The 17720-nt window shown below is 58.4% G+C and carries 19 protein-coding genes; 2 read left to right on the forward strand and 17 right to left on the reverse strand.

What is annotated here, in order from left to right; genetic code table 11:
- Window positions 1-3 precede the first annotated feature (3 nt).
- A complete protein-coding gene (locus tag ACR3EM_RS08525) occupies window positions 4-459 on the reverse strand; it encodes an EF-hand domain-containing protein (RefSeq protein WP_480470292.1) in 456 nt (151 codons plus the stop codon).
- 222 nt (window positions 460-681) lie between these two features.
- On the opposite strand from ACR3EM_RS08525, the gene ACR3EM_RS08530 reads away from it, so the two are divergent.
- Complete coding sequence (locus ACR3EM_RS08530) at window positions 682-1080, forward strand: DUF983 domain-containing protein (RefSeq protein WP_480470293.1); 399 nt, start codon at window positions 682-684, stop codon at window positions 1078-1080.
- Complete coding sequence (locus tag ACR3EM_RS08535; RefSeq protein WP_480470294.1) at window positions 1077-1778, forward strand: NUDIX hydrolase; 702 nt, start codon at window positions 1077-1079, stop codon at window positions 1776-1778. The genes ACR3EM_RS08530 and ACR3EM_RS08535 overlap by 4 nt, the downstream gene beginning before the upstream one ends.
- On the opposite strand, the gene ACR3EM_RS08540 is transcribed toward ACR3EM_RS08535, so the two are convergent.
- From ACR3EM_RS08540 to ACR3EM_RS08615, 16 genes are all read right to left on the reverse strand, one after another.
- Window positions 1775-3442 (reverse strand): ribonuclease J, encoded by a 1668-nt coding sequence (locus ACR3EM_RS08540; RefSeq protein ID WP_480470295.1) that lies wholly within the window; start codon window positions 3440-3442, stop codon window positions 1775-1777. The two genes, ACR3EM_RS08535 and ACR3EM_RS08540, sit on opposite strands and share 4 nt — an antisense overlap.
- Window positions 3439-4218, reverse strand: coding sequence for a type III pantothenate kinase (locus ACR3EM_RS08545; protein ID WP_480470296.1), 780 nt, complete (start codon window positions 4216-4218; stop codon window positions 3439-3441). The genes ACR3EM_RS08540 and ACR3EM_RS08545 overlap by 4 nt, the downstream gene beginning before the upstream one ends.
- 11 nt (window positions 4219-4229) lie before the next feature.
- Entirely contained in the window at window positions 4230-4979 is a 750-nt protein-coding gene (locus tag ACR3EM_RS08550; protein WP_480470297.1) for a biotin--[acetyl-CoA-carboxylase] ligase, read from the reverse strand.
- Window positions 4980-5033: 54 nt separating this feature from the next.
- On the reverse strand, window positions 5034-6476 hold the full coding sequence (nuoN, locus tag ACR3EM_RS08555; RefSeq protein ID WP_480470298.1) for an NADH-quinone oxidoreductase subunit NuoN: 1443 nt from the start codon (window positions 6474-6476) through the stop codon (window positions 5034-5036).
- Between the two features lie 15 nt (window positions 6477-6491).
- On the reverse strand, window positions 6492-8036 hold the full coding sequence (locus ACR3EM_RS08560) for an NADH-quinone oxidoreductase subunit M (protein ID WP_480470299.1): 1545 nt from the start codon (window positions 8034-8036) through the stop codon (window positions 6492-6494).
- Window positions 8036-10165: an NADH-quinone oxidoreductase subunit L gene (gene nuoL, locus ACR3EM_RS08565; protein ID WP_480470300.1), complete on the reverse strand. Its 2130-nt coding sequence runs from the start codon at window positions 10163-10165 to the stop codon at window positions 8036-8038. The genes ACR3EM_RS08560 and nuoL overlap by 1 nt, the downstream gene beginning before the upstream one ends.
- A 7-nt stretch (window positions 10166-10172) precedes the next feature.
- The gene (nuoK, locus tag ACR3EM_RS08570; protein WP_050602759.1) at window positions 10173-10478 is read right to left on the reverse strand and encodes an NADH-quinone oxidoreductase subunit NuoK; all 306 of its coding nucleotides are present in this window, start codon (window positions 10476-10478) and stop codon (window positions 10173-10175) included.
- A gap of 4 nt (window positions 10479-10482) precedes the next feature.
- Window positions 10483-11085, reverse strand: coding sequence for an NADH-quinone oxidoreductase subunit J (locus tag ACR3EM_RS08575; protein ID WP_008755476.1), 603 nt, complete (start codon window positions 11083-11085; stop codon window positions 10483-10485).
- A complete protein-coding gene (locus ACR3EM_RS08580) occupies window positions 11082-11492 on the reverse strand; it encodes a carboxymuconolactone decarboxylase family protein (protein WP_010442761.1) in 411 nt (136 codons plus the stop codon). The genes ACR3EM_RS08575 and ACR3EM_RS08580 overlap by 4 nt, the downstream gene beginning before the upstream one ends.
- Window positions 11489-11983: an NADH-quinone oxidoreductase subunit NuoI gene (nuoI, locus tag ACR3EM_RS08585; protein WP_170397042.1), complete on the reverse strand. Its 495-nt coding sequence runs from the start codon at window positions 11981-11983 to the stop codon at window positions 11489-11491. The genes ACR3EM_RS08580 and nuoI overlap by 4 nt, the downstream gene beginning before the upstream one ends.
- A 2-nt stretch (window positions 11984-11985) precedes the next feature.
- Window positions 11986-13023: an NADH-quinone oxidoreductase subunit NuoH gene (nuoH, locus tag ACR3EM_RS08590; protein WP_480470301.1), complete on the reverse strand. Its 1038-nt coding sequence runs from the start codon at window positions 13021-13023 to the stop codon at window positions 11986-11988.
- A 204-nt stretch (window positions 13024-13227) separates the two neighbouring features.
- Window positions 13228-15249: an NADH-quinone oxidoreductase subunit NuoG gene (nuoG, locus tag ACR3EM_RS08595; RefSeq protein WP_480470302.1), complete on the reverse strand. Its 2022-nt coding sequence runs from the start codon at window positions 15247-15249 to the stop codon at window positions 13228-13230.
- A 3-nt stretch (window positions 15250-15252) separates the two neighbouring features.
- Entirely contained in the window at window positions 15253-15657 is a 405-nt protein-coding gene (locus ACR3EM_RS08600; protein WP_480470303.1) for a DUF5333 domain-containing protein, read from the reverse strand.
- A 98-nt stretch (window positions 15658-15755) separates the two neighbouring features.
- Window positions 15756-16109 (reverse strand): hypothetical protein, encoded by a 354-nt coding sequence (locus tag ACR3EM_RS08605; RefSeq protein WP_480470304.1) that lies wholly within the window; start codon window positions 16107-16109, stop codon window positions 15756-15758.
- Between the two features lie 70 nt (window positions 16110-16179).
- Complete coding sequence (gene nuoF, locus ACR3EM_RS08610; RefSeq protein WP_480470305.1) at window positions 16180-17478, reverse strand: NADH-quinone oxidoreductase subunit NuoF; 1299 nt, start codon at window positions 17476-17478, stop codon at window positions 16180-16182.
- Between the two features lie 12 nt (window positions 17479-17490).
- Window positions 17491-17709 (reverse strand): DUF5337 domain-containing protein, encoded by a 219-nt coding sequence (locus tag ACR3EM_RS08615; protein ID WP_480471911.1) that lies wholly within the window; start codon window positions 17707-17709, stop codon window positions 17491-17493.
- Between the last annotated feature and the right edge of the window lie 11 nt (window positions 17710-17720).

The raw sequence follows: 17720 nt of genomic DNA on the forward strand, positions 1-17720 counted from the left end.
GCATCAGTTGTCGTTAGAATCCGACTTGTGATGTCGCTTGTGCTTGCGACCCATCCGATCCTTTGCATCCGCATATTCCTGTTCCGAGATCGACCCGTTACCATCAGCATCGATACGCTCGAACATCTTGGAGGCCCGGCGCGGTTTGGGCAATTCATCTTCGCTCAGAAACCCGTCCGCGTTGGCATCATATTTTTCGAACATCCCCTTTACACGATCCGCAGCCTTGGCCTGAGCGGCGGCCTGCATTTCCTCGACGCTCAGTTGCCCGTCCCCATCGGTATCGGCAGAAGTGTAGTTCTTCATGCGATGCTCGGTGATCTCGGTCAGCGTCACCTGACCGTCGCCATCAATGTCCAGCTCTTCAAACGTCGCCCGCGGTCCTTTGGCGAATGCCGAAGTTGCGGTGATGACCAGTGCGGCCCCAACGACGACGGAGATGAAGATTTTTCTGTTCATAACTTATTCCCCTGATATGCGCGGCCCCTTGCCGCTGCTGATACCAATTCAAACGCTGCATGTGCGGGTTTCCGTCGCCGCCTGATCAACTTTTTTCCACCCGGTTTGAATGCGGGGCATTTCCTGCTAGGTTCGGCTTCGCCGCCGCAAAGCGACGCACCCCCCTTTCCTGCATGGCCTGGCCAAGCCTATATGACCTCAGGATAAACGCGCGAGATTCATATGACTGATCAGACTGTTGAAACGACGATCGAGGAAGAACGCCCGACCAAACCCGCATTGATCCGGGGATTTCGGGGCAAATGCCCGAATTGTGGCGAAGGCAAGTTGCTGCACAGCTACCTCAAGGTGAACGATAGCTGCTCGAATTGCGGGCAGGAGCTGTTTCATCATCGCGCCGATGACGGACCGGCCTATCTGACAATTCTGATCGTTGGGCATCTTCTGGCACCAGCATTGCATGTCTCTTACGTGCATTGGCGGCCCGGCCCCTGGACCATGGCAATCGGGTTTTCGATCGCTTGTGTCGCCTTGTCGCTGTATCTATTGCCAAGACTTAAGGGGGCAGTCGTCGCCTATCAATGGGCACGCCGCATGCATGGGTTCGGCAGATCCGCATGAGTGCGGACAAGACCGCCATTCGCAACGCTGCAACTGTCATCGTTCTGCGTGACAGGCTTGGCGATCCCTCGATTCTGATGGGGCAACGCGGGGCAAAAGCCGCGTTCATGCCAAACAAATTTGTCTTCCCCGGCGGAGCGGTTGACCCGGCGGATGCAGATGTACCCCTGGTGTCCGCCCTACCCGATCTGTGCAACGAGCGTCTGTCGCAGCAGTCCGAGGCCGGGCTGCAAGGTGCTCTCGCTGCCGCTGCGATCCGCGAATTGTGGGAAGAAACCGGGTTGATCCTTGGGCAACCGGGCGTCTGGAAAGGTGCCGTGCCCCCGGATTGGCAGAGCTTTGCTCAGATGGGTTTCCTCCCCTCCGCCTCAGCTCTGCAATTTGTGTTCCGCGCGGTGACACCACCCGGACGACCACGCCGGTTCGATGCCCGGTTCTTTCTGGTTGATGCCGATGCAATACAAGGTGATCTGGATGACTTCACCCACGCGTCGGACGAGCTGTCGCATCTGCAATGGGTGAAAGTCCGGCAAGCCCGTGAATACGATCTGCCCTTCATCACCGAGGTCGTTCTGGCCGAAATCGCCGCCCGCGCGGCGGACCCGAACCCGCCTGAAACCGTGCCCTTCTTTCTCAACAACGAAGAGGCCAGCCTTTTCCTGCAGCTTCGGGGCTATCCGATGCCCTACGCGGATTAGCGCATCCGGCTGACCACCACGGTCACTTCTGGTTTCTTTCCGATCTCGGCCTGCGCAGTCTGGCGCGCGATCCGGCGCAAGCCTTCCTCAAGCTTGTCATCATCACGCAGGGTCTTGGCTCCAGCACGCATCAGAAACTGATTGAGGTCTTCTTCGAACACCTCGACCAGCCCCGCACGGGACGAGCCCATCTCGGGCAGCCCCATGGTGTCGCACCAGGGTTCGCCCAAAGGTTCGTCCTCTTCATCCAGAATGACCGTGATCGTAACATGGCCGTTCAGCGCCATACGGATACGGTCGCGCACAACACCATCCAATGCACCCACTTTCACGGAACCATCCAGATAGGTCCGACCCGTTTCGACATAATCTGCCACCTTGGGCGCATTGCCAGTCAGATCCAGCATGGTGCCGTTCACTGCCAGAACCCCGGTGCGCCCGCCCGCTTCGGCCAGCTTGGCATGCTCCCGCAGGTGACGATGTTCGCCATGCATCGGAATAACCATCTGGGGATCGACCAACGCGTGAACACGTTCCAGATCAGGCCGGTTGGCATGACCCGAGACATGGTAAAGCCCCGAGCTGTCATCGACCACATCGACGCCCTTCTCGCTCAACTGGTTGATGATACGGATCACCCCACGCTCGTTTCCGGGGATGGTTTTGGACGAGAACAGGAACAGATCGCCCTCTTTCGCCTCAAGCCCACGATATTTGCCGCGCGCGAGTTGGGCGCTGGCTGCACGGCGTTCGCCTTGGCTGCCGGTGACGATCAGCATCAGGTTCTGGCGCGGCACATCGACGGCCTCTTCAGCGCTGATAACCTTGGGGAAATCGGTCAGGATACCGGTCTCAGTCGCAGCCTCGATCATCCGCCGCATCGCGCGACCCAGCAAGACAACCGAGCGTCCGGCTTTCTGCCCGGCCTCGGCCAGTGTTTTTACGCGCGCCACATTCGATGCAAAGGTCGTCGCGATCACCATACCGCTTGCGCCCTGCACAAGACGCGTGATCTCGGGACCCACTTCGGATTCCGAACGTCCGGGATGAGACGAGAACACGTTGGTGCTGTCACAGACCAACGCCTTGACGCCCGGCTTGGCAACCTCAGCCCACAGATCAGGGTCAAAGGGCTCGCCCACAACCGGGTCTGCATCCAGCTTGAAGTCTCCAGAATGCACAACACGGCCTTCAGGCGTATCGATCACCAGCCCTGCACTTTCGGGGATCGAGTGTGACACGGGCAGGAAACCTACCGTAAACGGACCCGCCTTGATCTGTTCGGGCCAGGCCGAAGCCGTCCGCACCGCCTCGGTCGGGTGGCCATGTTCATCCATCTTGCGCCGCGCAATATTGGCTGTGAAGGCACGGGCATAAATCGGTGCGCCCAATGCTTCATAACAGTGGGCCACGGCTCCGATGTGATCCTCATGCGCGTGGGTGACAAAGACGGCCTCAAGCTGGTCGGCACGCTCTTTCAACCAGCTGATATCGGCAAAGATCAGATCGACGCCGGGCGAGGTATCCATGTCCGGAAACGCCACGCCCAGATCGACGAGGATCAGTCGTTCTTTTCCCGGCGCGCCATAGCCGTAGACATAGGCATTCATACCGATTTCGCCTGCACCGCCCAGCGGCAGATAGATCAGTCGTTCACTGCTCATGTTGAGCCATTTTCCTTGTTATAGCGATGGATCACGGTCAGCCCGTGCATCGTCAGATCATCCTCGATAGCGTCAAAGCCCACATCTGCCTGATCGAACAGAGGCGCCAGCCCCCCGGTGCCGACGACCTTCATCGCCATTCCGTATTCGGCCTTCACGCGCGAGATCAGCCCTTCGATCAGACCGGAATATCCCCAATACACGCCAGACTGGATACAGCCAACCGTGTTTGTTCCGATCACTTTTTCGGGTCTTGTAATGTCGATATGCGGCAGCGCCGCTGCACCCTGATGCAATGCCTCAAGGCTCAAGTTCACGCCGGGAGCAATGATACCACCGACATAGGCACCATCCGCCGCGACCACGTCGAAATTTGTTGCCGTACCAAAATCAACCACCACCACGTTTCCGCCATGGCGATCAAACGCAGCCGCCGCGTTGGCCAGACGGTCCGGGCCGGGCACGGTTCCTTCATCCACGCGCGGGTTCACGGGCAGTAGGCAATCGGGTTTGCCGACAACAAGTGGCCTACATCCGAAAAACCGGTCTGCAAAAACCCGCAAGTTGAACACCACACGCGGCACGGTCGAGGCAATGATCACATCCGAGATGTCAGCCTCGATCCCGTAGTGTTTCACCAAAGTCGAGTACCATGTGAAATACGCATCCGCTGTGCGCGCATGGTGGGTCGAAGTACGAAGGGTGCACAGAAATCTCTCGCCATCCCAGATCGAGAAAACGGTGTTCGTGTTGCCGCAATCAATAGCCAGAAGCATAGGCGCCCCCTTCAGAAATAGACATCCGCGGCAGGTATGCTGACGCGACCTTTGGCGGTGTTTAGGACAAGGTTGCCGGCCGCGTCCACCGTTTCAAAGGTTCCGACCGTTTCCGACGTTGCGGTACGGGCGGTTATGACCTCTCCCAACTTGGCGGCGCGGGACAACCAGGCGGTGCGAATGGGCTCAAACCCATAGGTGGTGAACTGCGCCTCATACCGCGCATAAGATGCGGCCAGTTCGGTCAGGAAATCCTCGGGCGTGACCTGAGCGCCGGTCTCGGACATCAATGAAACTGGGCGCACCGCACCCGGTTCGACCTTATCCGCCGTGGGTGCTTCGGACAGGTTGACACCGATGCCGATAGACAGATGCGCGACACCCCTGCCTTGCCCGGTGCTTTCCAGCAATATACCTGCGAGTTTGCCGCCATTCAGCAAAACATCGTTCGGCCACTTCAGAGACAACCCCTGCGCACGCCCGGTCACCGCCACACAGGCATCAAACAACGCCAACGCAGCCACGAAGCTGCGCAGCGCCGCTTGTTCAGGGTTTCCATCTGGTCGCATCAGAAGCGTCGCCGCCAGATTTCCTTTCGGATTGGCCCAAACTCTGCCACGTCGTCCGCGTGCTGCGGTCTGGTGATGTGCCATGATCCAGACGGGGCCTGTCGCAGTCGGTGCCAGTCGCGCCGCCTCATTCAGCGTGCTGTCGACCTCTTGCAGAACGTGCAGGCCATATCCCTGCGGCCAGTCGCTCATGTCAAAAAGGCCCGGTCAAGCGACCGAGCCTCAGGTGATTGGGGTGCGACAAGATCAGTTGACAAGCGTCGCCGCCGCAGCTGCTGCTGCACCTTCCACGCCGAATTGGTAGAACACGCCGATCAGCATCAGGGCCGCAGATCCCATCAGCGCCGCCCAAAGAACAGGTGTCGAACGGGTTTCAATCGGGTCTTCATTCTCGGCGCCGAAATACATGTAGAACACGATCCGCAGATAATAGAATGCACCGATGACCGAAGCGATAGCCGACACGATCACCAGCCCGAACAGGTCAGCGTCAATACCCGCCTGCCAAACGCCGAACTTGGCAAAGAAACCCAGCATCGGCGGTACACCCGCAAGGCTGAACATCAGGATCAGGACAGCCAGCGCCTTGCCCGGATCCCGTTTCGAGAACTGCCGTAGTGCGTCGATATCTGTTACCGGTTTGCCGTCACGCTCCATCATCAGGATGAAGGCGAAGGTGCCGATATTCATCGTCACATAGATGGCCAGATACATCAGCATCGCCTTGATACCCATCTCGGTACCGGCGGCCAGACCAATCAGCGCATAGCCCATATGGGCAATTGAGGAAAACGCCATCAGCCGTTTGATGTCGCGCTGCCCAATGGCCGCGACCGCACCCAGCAACATCGACAGGACCGAGAGCAGCACGATCACTTGCTGCCAATCCTTGATCACGCCTCCGAACGCGTCATGCATCAAGCGCGCGAACAGGGCCATAGCTGCCACTTTCGGCGCCGTAGCAAAGAACGCCGTGATCGGGGTCGGAGAGCCCTCGTACACGTCCGGCGTCCACATATGGAACGGCACAGCCGAGACCTTGAAGGCCAGACCAGAGATCATGAAGACCAGACCAAACAGCAGGCCAACCGATATTTCCCCGTGTTGTACGGTCTGAATGATGCCAGAGAACAAAGTGGTTCCCGTAAAGCCGTAAACCAGCGACGCACCGTAAAGCAGAAGACCCGAACTCAGCGCGCCCAGCACGAAGTATTTCAGACCGGCCTCGGTGGATTTGGCGCTATCGCGCCGCAGGGCGGCCACAACGTAAAGTGACAGCGATTGCAGTTCGAGCCCCATATAAAGCGACATCAGATCGCCCGCGCTGACCATCATCATCATGCCCACAGCTGCAAGCGCGACGAGCAGCGGATATTCAAAGCGCAGCAGATCACGGCGCGCCATGTATTCCTGGCTCATCAGCAATACGGCTGCAGCAGACAGCAGGATTGCCACTTTCGCGAACCGGGCAAAGCCGTCATCCACGAACATGCCATTAAAGGCCACGTTGGTCCCGTCGCCATTCATCGCAATCCAGATCGCCAGGACCGCCATCAGCCCCGAAGTGGCCCAGACCAGAACCGGCGCCAGCGCGTCCTTGGTGGTGTAGACAGCCCCAATCAGCGCCGCCATCGCATAGATTGCCAGAACGATTTCCGGCAGGATGATTGTCAGATCAGCCTGGATCATGTCTCCAAAGCTCCCTTAATGCGAGGCGGCCGTCTGGGTCGCGGCCTCAGCCGCGGCCAGAGCCGTGTCATAGTTCGAGATTAGCGCAGCGGTGGATTGCCCGATCACGTCGGTCACCAGCGAGGGATAAACCCCAAGCAGAATGGTCATCACGATCAGCGGCGCGAAGATCAGCCGCTCGCGCGAGCTCATGTCGGTGATGGCTTTCAGGCTTTCCTTGATCAGGTCACCGAATACCACGCGGCGATACAGCCACAGCGCATAACCTGCCGAGAAGATCACACCGGTCGCGGCCACCGCCGTAACCCAAGTGTTAACCTGGAAGGCACCCATCAGGGTCAGGAATTCTCCGATGAAACCGGACGTACCCGGCAGGCCCACATTGGCCATGGTGAACAGCATGAAGACCAACGCATAAGCCGGCATCCGGATGACCAAGCCACCATAGGCCTCGATATCACGGGTGTGCATCCGGTCGTAGATCACGCCGACGCAGAGGAAGAGCGCCGCCGAGATGAACCCGTGGCTGAGCATCTGGAAAATTGCCCCATCAATGCCCTGCTGGTTTGCCGCGAATATCCCCATGGTCACAAAGCCCATATGCGCGACCGAGGAGTAAGCGATCAGCTTCTTCATATCCTCCTGCACCAGCGCTACCAGCGAGGTGTAGACCACCGCAATCGCCGACATCCACAGCACCAGATCGGTCATTACGGCTGAGCCCACAGGGAACATCGGCAAGCTGAACCGCAGGAAGCCATAGCCGCCCATCTTCAACAGGATCGCTGCCAAAACGACCGAGCCCGCCGTCGGAGCCTGAACGTGCGCATCCGGCAACCAAGTGTGGACCGGCCACATCGGCATCTTCACCGCGAAGGACGCGAAGAAGGCCAGAAACATTAGCGTCTGCATGCCGCCGACGATATAGATGCCCAGCACGCTGAACCCATCCGACGAGAACTGATGGCTCATCAGCGCCTCGATATCCGTGGTGCCCGCGTCGGCGTACATTGCCACCATCGCCACCAGCATCAGAACCGAGCCGAGGAAGGTATACAGGAAGAACTTGAAGCTCGCGTAAATCCGGTTCGCCCCGCCCCATATACCGATGATCAGGAACATCGGGATCAGACCGGCCTCGAAGAACAGGTAGAACAGCACCAGATCCAGCGCCATGAACACGCCCAGCATCAGCGTTTCCAGCAGCAGGAAGGCGATCATGTATTCCTTGACGCGGTCCGTCACGTTCCAGCTGGCAAGAATGGTCAGCGGCATGATGAAGGTGGTCAGCAGTACGAACAGAACGCTGATGCCGTCGACACCCATCTTGTATTTCAGACCAAGCAGCCACTCACCCTCTTCCACCATCTGGAAGCCGGTATTGGACGGGTCAAACCCTGTGTAGATGCCGATCGAGACAAGGAAGGTTACAGTTGTTGCAACCAGCGCGACCCATTTCGCATTGCGCTGCGCGGCTACGTCCTCACCATGCAGGAACAGGGCCAGAATGCCTGCGGCGATGGCGGGGATGAAGGTGACAATAGATAGGATATTGTCCATTAGTGTGCGCCTCCGCCGATCGACATCCAGGTGACAAGAGCGGCGATGCCCAAAACCATCCAGAAGGCGTAAGTAAAGATGTAACCCGTTTGAGCTTTGCCTGCGAGCCGAGTGAAGAACGGCACCACGCCCATCGAAACCCCGTTCAGGAAGCCATCAATCGTGTTGCCGTCACCGCGCTTCCACAGGAACCGACCGAGTGCAACGGTAGGTTTAACAAAGATCGCATCGTATATCTCGTCAAAGTACCACTTGTTCTTGAGGAACAGGTACAGCGGTCGCTGGTTCGCCGCCAGACGTGCGGGCAGCGAGGTGTTCACGATGTAGAACCAATAGGCCACGATGAACCCAAGCAGCATCGCGACGAAGGGCGATACTTTGACCCATTTCGGAGCCTCGTGCGCATCGTTGAGCACGTTGTTGTCGGGTGCCATGTACAGCGCACCATCACCCGGTTCACCACCGAAGCTGGCGTGCTTTTTGTCGGCCTTGTAGTCGCCCTCGCCTTTGTCGGCTTTGGGTTCACCGTGGCCGTCATCTGTCTTGGCCTCGCCATGGCCTGCGTCCGCGGCGACCTCACCATGACCGCCGGTCTCCTCCGCCAGCGGAATGCCATAGAACTTGGCCACTTTATCGGTATAGCCGAAGAACTGGTTGTACCACAGCATCCCCGAGAACACCGCGCCCAGTGACAGCACACCCAGCGGGATCAGCATGCTCATCGGGCTTTCATGCGCGTGCTCATGCGTATGCTTGTCGCCACGCGGCTCGCCGTAGAAGGTCAAGAAGATCAGACGCCAGCTATAGAACGAGGTGAACATCGCCGCGATCACCAGCATCCAGAAGGTATAGCCCGTGCCGCCCACAAAAGCGCTTTCGATGATTGCGTCCTTGGACAGGAACCCGGCAAAGCCGAACGTGGTCAACGGGATACCCACACCGGTGATGGCCAACGTCCCGATCATCATCGCCCAGAAGGTATAGGGGATTTTCTTCCGCAGGCCGCCGTATTCGGTCATCTCCTGCTCATGATGCATCGCATGGATCACCGAACCGGCACCAAGGAACAACAGCGCCTTGAAGAACGCGTGCGTCAGCAGATGGAACATCGCCGCCGAATACATGCCGACACCAGCCGCCACGAACATGTAGCCCAGCTGAGAACAGGTCGAATAGGCAATCACGCGTTTGATATCGGTCTGCACCAGACCCACAGTAGCCGCGAAGAACGCAGTCGAGGCCCCAAGGAAGGCGATGAACCCGGTCGCACCCGGTGCGAACTCCATCAGCGGCGACATGCGGCAGACGAGGAACACACCTGCGGTCACCATGGTTGCGGCGTGGATCAACGCCGACACCGGGGTCGGACCTTCCATCGCGTCCGGTAGCCAGGTGTGCAGGATCAGCTGAGCCGATTTGCCCATGGCGCCGATGAACAGCAGAACACAGATCACTTCGATTGCGGTCCACTCACCCCAGAGGAAGTGTAGCTTTTCTTCCGCCAATGCCGGAGCCGACGCGAAAATATCCGAGAAATTGATGCTGTCAGTCAGGAAGAACAGCGCGAAGATCCCCAACGCGAAGCCGAAGTCACCCACGCGGTTTACGATGAACGCTTTCATCGCCGCGGCATTGGCGCTTGGCTTGCGATAGTAGAACCCGATCAGCAGGTAGGATGCGACACCCACGCCTTCCCAGCCAAAGAACATCTGAACCAGATTGTCCGCAGTCACCAGCATCAGCATGGCGAAAGTAAAGAAGGACAGATACGCAAAGAAACGCGGCTTATAGCTTTCGCCCTCACGCCATTGCGGGTCGTGATCCATGTATCCGAAGGAGTAAAGGTGCACGAGCGCCGAAACGGTCGTCACCACGATCAGCATGATCGTCGTCAGACGGTCCAGACGAATGGCCCAGCTTGTCGACAGCGATCCGCTCTCGATCCAGCGCATGATTTCAATCTGCTGGGTGTGGCCGTCAAAAGTGAAGAACACGATCCATGACAGCAGACAGGCCAGAAACAGCAGGCCCGTCGCAGTCCACATGGCCGCCTTCTCGCCAATAAAGCGCCAGCCAAATCCGCAGAGCAGCGCGCCCACAAGCGGGGCAAAGAGGATGGTGGTTTCCATAGTTCTCTTAGCCCTTCATCATATTGACGTCTTCAACCGCGATGGAGCCGCGGTTGCGGAAGAAGCAGACCAGAATGGCCAGACCAATCGCCGCCTCAGCCGCCGCAACGGTCAGCACGAACAGCGTAAACACCTGCCCGACCAGATCGCCGAGGAAACTGGAGAATGCCACGAGGTTGATATTCACCGCCAGCAGCATCAGTTCGATGCTCATCAGCAGGATGATGACGTTCTTGCGGTTCAGGAAGAGACCGAAGATGCCGATGACAAACAGCGTCGCCGCGACCGTAAGATAGTGTTCAAGTCCGATCATCGTCTTATAGCCCCTGCCCCGGTTTCACGTCCTTCAACTCCATCGCTTTGGCCGGGTCGCGCATCATCTGGCCGATGATGTCCTGACGCTTGATGTCCTGACGGTGGCGCAAAGTCAGCACGATGGCGCCAATCATGGCCACCAGCAGGATCAGGCCTGCCAGCTGGAACAGAAGGAAGTATTGATCGTAAAGGATAACGCCGAGCGCCTCGGTGTTATGACGGTCCGTCGGGACCGGCTGGGCCAGATTGGCCGCGGCTCCTTGCGCGCTGTCCCAGGCCCCGAAGGCCATGACAAACTGCATCAGGATCACCAGACCGATCAGCAGGGCAAGCGGCATATAGCGCGCCATCTCGGCCTTGAGCTCGGCAAAGTCCACGTCCAGCATCATAACAACAAACAGGAACAGGACCGCGACCGCGCCGACATAGACGATGATCAGCAACATCGCCACAAACTCGGCCCCCAGCAGAACGAACAGCCCCGCCGAAGACAGAAACGACAGGATCAGCCATAGCACCGAGTGCACCGGTTGGCGGCTGATCACCGTAAACAGCCCGCCGGTGATGGCGCTGATGGCAAACAGGTAGAAGGCAAAGACGGTCATTGATCCTCATCCTCGTTATCGCCCATGACCTCTTGCGCCAGATCCAGCGCGCGGGTCATGGCCGGGATGCCGGCAAAGACCGACATCTGACCGATCGTTTCCACGATCTCTTGTTTCTTCGCACCTGCTTCCAGCGCATGGCGCACCGTCTGGCGCACGGCGCTATCGGCCTGCGCGCCCTGACAGGTCAACCCAGCCAGCGTCAGTAGCAGGCGCGTTTTGGCATCCAGACCATCTTTGTTGACGGTATTGCCAAACATCATCTCCATGACCTCTTTGGGCATGGTCGGCCACAGCGCCTCGAACCCCTTGGGCGAGAAATTCTCCATCGCCGGGTTCATCGCCTTGGCCATGTCCTGAGCCTGCTTCATCATCAGCTCGAACGGATTTGTCGGGCTGTCACTCATCTGTACGGCGCGTCCATTTCCAGATTGCGGGCGATCTCTGCTTCCCAGCGTTCGCCGTTATCCAGAAGTTTTTGCTTGTCGTAGAACAGCTCTTCGCGGGTCTCAGTCGCGAATTCGAAGTTCGGGCCTTCGACAATCGCATCGACCGGACAGGCCTCTTGGCAGAAACCGCAATAGATGCACTTGGTCATGTCGATGTCATAGCGCGTAGTGCGGCGACTGCCGTCTTCGCGCGGTTCGGCGTCGATGGTGATCGCTTGGGCCGGGCAGATCGCTTCGCACAGTTTACAAGCGATGCAGCGTTCTTCGCCATTGGGATACCGGCGCAGGGCATGTTCGCCACGAAAGCGCGGAGACAGGGGCCCCTTTTCGTGTGGGTAGTTCACGGTGGCTTTGGGGGCGAAGAAATACTTAAGCCCCAGTTTCATACCGACCCAGAAGTCCTGCAGTAGGAAGTATTTGGCGGCGCGGGTGTAGTCGATTTGGGTCATAATCAGCCTCCTACGCTCCAACGGGCGAACGCGCCCCAGAACCAGTCGAATTTCGCCGCAAAGGCCACGAACACCACCCATACCAGCGAGAACGGCAGGAACACTTTCCAACCCAGCCGCATCAGTTGGTCATAGCGGTAGCGGGGCGTGATCGCCTTGACCATCGCGAAGAGGAAGAAGAAGAACGCCATCTTGGCGACCATCCACAGCACGCCATCGGGCAGACCGGGGATTGGCGACAGCCAGCCGCCGAAGAACAGCAGCGTGGTCAGCGCGCACATCAGGAAGATGGCGATGTATTCACCGGCCATGAACAGCAGGAAGGGTGTGGCCGAGTATTCGACCTGATAGCCTGCGACCAGTTCCGATTCCGCCTCGGGCAGATCAAACGGCGGGCGGTTCGTTTCCGCCAAAGCCGAGATGAAGAACAGGAAAACCATCGGAAAATGCGGTAGCCAGTACCAGCTGAAGAAGCCGAAACGACCGTCCTGAGCCTCGACAATGTGGCCAAAATTCATCGAACCCGTCGAGATGATCACACCGATGATGATCAAACCAATGGAAACCTCATAGGAAATCATCTGCGCGGCCGAGCGCAACGAACCCAGAAACGGATACTTTGAGTTCGACGCCCAACCGCCCATAATCACTCCATAAACTTCCAGCGAGGATACGGCGAAGACATAGAGAATTGCGACGTTGATATCCGACAGAACCCAACCGTCGTTGAAGGGGATCACCGCCCAAGCGATCATCGCCAGAACAAAGGACGTCAGCGGCGCGAGGATGAAAACTGTCCGATCCGCACCAGCAGGGATAACGACCTCTTTCACCACATATTTCAGCGCGTCCGCCACCGATTGCAGCAGACCGTAGACGCCCACCACATTGGGGCCGCGGCGCATCTGGACAGCGGCCCAGATCTTGCGGTCTCCGTACACGAGGAACAACAGCGAGATCATAACGAAGGCCACAACAGCAAGCACTTGCGCCAGAATGATGATGGCTATTCCGCCTGGGGTGTTAAAGAAATCTGCCATTGGTCCTCACACCGTGGGTATTCCGTTTTCCGCGTGCGATGCAAAGGCCAGATGCCTGCGCAATCTGCGGCTGGGTCGGCGCGTTGGTGTAAACAGCATCTGCCGCCATTGCGCCACCCTTAATCTTGGGTTTCACACACAAATCAGGCGCGGCGAACTGCCACCCAGCCGCCGCGTTTGTCTGTGATATGAAACAGGTTGGGTTCATTCTGCCGCAATCTTCTCGGATTTGCGGGACTGCGCCTGCGCCGAAAGCTCGGCCATCAGTTGCGAGGCGCGCGCGATCGGATTGGTCAGGTAGAAATCCTTAATCGCATAGCGGAAAGTGGCCTTGCCCAACGGGCCAGCCTCCAGCGCCTGAACTTCGTTCTCGATCACTTCATCAATCTGGGCCAGGTGCGGAACCGCCTCAATCAGAGCCGTGCGCAGTTGTGCCAGTGAGTCATAGGGCAGCGTCGCGCCCAATTCAGCAGACAAGGCCCGCAGGATCGCCCAGTTTTCCTTGGCTTCACCCGGTGCGAAGCCTGCACGCATGGCCAGTTGCGGACGACCTTCGGTGTTCACGAACAGGCCGTTTTCCTCGGTATAGGCGGCGCCCGGCAGGATCACGTCAGCGCGGTGGGCACCCCGATCACCGTGGCTGCCTTGATAGATCACGAAGGCACTCTCGCCGATCTCAACCTCATCCGCACCAAGGTTGTAGATCACATCAGCCGCACTCACGGCGTCCATACCGCCTTCGTTTGTCGCATCTACCTCCATCGCACCGACACGCGAAGCGGCAGTGTGCAGGATGATCAGACCACTATCTGTATTCGTTGCGATGGTTTGCGCGGCGGCCAGAACCGCAGCGCCATCGGCCTCTTGCAGCGCGCCCTGACCAACGATGACCAACGACGACTTGCCTTTGATCTCATCATCGCCCCCCATGTCGACGACTTTTTGCAGCGCAGCGCGATCGTCACCCATATGATGATACGCATAGGTCAAATCGACGGGAGGCCCAACCAAAGCCACTTCGGCCCCATGCGCCCATGCCTTACGGATACGCGCGTTCAGAACCGGAGCCTCATCACGCGGGTTGGTGCCGATCAGCAGAATACGCTCGGCGCTATCAATGTCCTCGATAGCAGCAGTCCCGGCATAGGCCCCGCGATTACCAGCAGGCAGCTTGGCACCATCAGTCCGGCATTCAACAACACCGCCCTGCCCTTCGATCATCTGTTTCAGCGCAAAGGCAGCCTCAACCGGAGCCAGGTCACCCACGATACCGGCGAGTTTCTCGGCACCTTTCAGCGCCTCCGCGGCTTTGGTCAGCGCCTCAGGCCAAGTCGCGGGCCGCAACTTGCCGTTCTCGCGGACGTAGGGCCGATCCAGTCGCTGACGACGCAGCCCATCCCAGACAAAGCGGGTCTTGTCGCTGATCCATTCCTCGTTCACACCGTCATGGTTACGCGGCAAAAAGCGCATAACTTCACGCCCCTTGGTATCCACGCGGATGTTCGAGCCCAATGCGTCCATCACATCGATGGACTCAGTCTTGGTCAGCTCCCATGGACGGGCGGTAAAGGCGTAGGGCTTGGACGTCAGCGCCCCAACCGGACACAAGTCGATAATGTTGCCTTGCAGGTTCGAATCGAGCGTCTGGTTCAGATACGACGTGATCTCAGCATCCTCACCACGACCGGTCTGACCCATTTGGGTGATCCCGGCCACCTCGGTGGTAAACCGCACGCAGCGGGTGCAGGAGATACAACGGGTCATCGCAGTACCGACCAACGGCCCCAGATCCAGATCATCGACCGCGCGCTTGGCTTCCTTGAAGCGCGTGCCGGACAGGCCATAGGCCATCGCCTGATCCTGCAGGTCGCATTCACCGCCCTGATCGCAGATCGGGCAGTCCAGCGGGTGGTTGATCAACAGAAATTCCATCACCCCTTCGCGGGCCTTCTTGACCATGGGAGAGTTCGTCTTGACCACCGGAGGTTGGCCCTCAGGCCCTGGGCGCAGATCACGCACCTGCATCGCGCAAGAGGCCGCCGGTTTCGGCGGGCCACCAACGACCTCCACCAGACACATCCGGCAGTTCCCGGCAATCGACAAACGCTCATGATAGCAGAAGCGCGGCACCTCGACCCCGGCCTGTTCACAAGCCTGGATCAGGGTCATCGCCCCATCGACTTCAATTTCTTGCCCGTCGATATTGATCTTGCGGAGGTCAGACATGGTCTAGTTCGCCCTCAAATACACGCCAATGGCGCTGTTTCTTTCGATTTCTTTCTTGCCCAACGTGCAGAAAGAATTGGGATTTTCATAGGATACGCCGTTCTGCGCCAGATACGCTTCGCCCTTGGCGCGCATCCGGTCCTTTTCGGCATCCGAATCCACGTAGGCGCGGATTTCACCGTCCGAATATCCCAGTTTGTTTGCTTTGGACCTCAAGCCCCACATCACCCCGATCGCCTTCATCCGGCGCCCGCTGATCGACGAGCAATATTCGGAAATCTCGTTTGCGATTGCGATGTAGTAGAGTTCGTTGTCGATCTCTTTGACTTCGCGCAAAGGCGGCTTCGCCTCGGCGGCAATAGGGACAACCAGTGCTGTGGCCAGCGCAAGCTTCTTCAGAACAGACATGGATTTTCCTTTCGTCTTGGGTTTCCCAAGACGCACCCCGTCTGATGCGCTAGTCAATAACGCCACGCGACCCGCGTCGTGATATCCGATAACACGAATCATGGACGCTGACACGTTCCTGCAAAAGTCAGCTTGTCCTTCTCGATCCGCAGCTTCTGCGGCTCTGTATCCGGGCCTACCGCCCAGTCGATGCGCGACGACCCGAAATTCTGCACGCAGTATTTGGTGCCCTCAAATCGCCCAGCCTCGCGCGCGCCGTCCACAGAAGCAGAGACGCCATTCACCGTGACCGTGAAATCGGTCGGAGACACGCGTTTGTTGACCGGCTTGGCCTTGGCGTTAAAGAACTGTCCGTCAAAGGCCACTCGATTGGCCCGAGAAGGAGCCTCACCGCAAGCCGACACAACCGTCGCTGCAGCCAAAAAAAAGATCAGGGATCGTTTCACGCGCATCTTTTCCCCCATCAATACGTCATCACAAACGTGACAGCGTGCAAGTATTCGACAGCCTGCCCCATTATGATCACTCCGCCGCCATCGCGCCCATACGGCCCGACTTCTGGGCTTTGATGCGATCTTCGATCTCTTCCCGGAAGTTGCGGATCAGGCCCTGGATCGGCCACGCCGCCGCGTCACCCAGCGCACAGATCGTATGCCCTTCGACCTGTTTGGTTACGTCGAACAGCATGTCGATCTCTTCGAGTTCGGCCTCGCCGCGCACCAATCGGTCCATCACACGCATCATCCAGCCGGTGCCTTCGCGGCACGGTGTACACTGACCGCAGCTTTCGTGCTTGTAGAACTTGGACAGTCGCCAGATCGCTTTGATGATATCGGTGGATTTGTCCATCACGATGACCGCAGCCGTGCCAAGACCCGAGCCCAGCTCACCGCGCAAATAGTCGAAATCCATGATCGCGTCGCGCATGTTTTCTCCACGCACACACGGCACGGACGAACCGCCCGGGATCACGGCCAGCAGATTATCCCAACCGCCGCGAATACCGCCACAATGGGTTTCGATCAGTTCTTCGAAGGATATCGACATCGCCTCTTCGACGACGCACGGGTTGTTCACATGACCTGAGATCGCAAACAGCTTGGTGCCTGCGTTGTTCTGACGGCCAAAACCCGCAAACCAGTCCGCGCCACGGCGCAAGATGGTAGGAACAACGGCAATGGATTCCACATTGTTCACGGTGGTCGGGCAGCCATAAAGACCTGCCCCTGCCGGGAACGGCGGCTTCATCCTCGGCATCCCCTTCTTGCCCTCAAGGCTTTCGATCAGGGCGGTTTCTTCGCCGCAGATATAGGCCCCAGCCCCGTGATGCAGAAACAGGTCGAAATCCCATCCAGAGCCAGCCGCATTCTTGCCCAGCAAACCAGCGTCATAAGCTTCGTCAATTGCGGCCTGCAGCGCTTCGCGCTCGCGGATGTATTCACCGCGCAGGTAGATGTAGCAAGTGTGCGCATTCATCGCGAAGGACGCAATCAGGCACCCTTCGATCAGCGTATGCGGATCATGGCGCATGATCTCGCGGTCTTTGCAGGTGCCGGGCTCGGATTCATCCGCATTCACAACCAGATAGGCCGGACGTCCGTCACTTTCCTTGGGCATGAACGACCATTTCAGACCAGTCGGGAAGCCCGCACCGCCGCGGCCACGCAGACCTGAATCCTTCATCGTCTGGATGATCCAGTCCCGCCCGTTGCCGATCAGGCCAGCGGTGCCGTCCCAATGCCCGCGGGCCTGCGCGCCTTTCAGCGTGCGCTCATGCATCCCGTAGATGTTGGTAAAGATCCGGTCCTGATCCTTCAGCATCGCGTGTTACCTTCAGCTGTCCTGACGCATGCGCCAGAGTTGAAAAATGTTGACGCCCGCATAAATGAACCCTGCCAGAGCGGCAAAATCAAAAAGCAGCGCATAGCGGCCCGGCAATCCCAGTTGCGGACCGACAAAGGACATGGCAAGCCAAAGGATCATCGTCACCGCGATGACGATGCCGATATGGCGGCCCTTGCGGGCTATGGCCTGTTCCTTGTCCTTATCCATCTCATCCCGAT

It is taken from the genome of Ruegeria sp. AH3, from assembly GCF_056536265.1.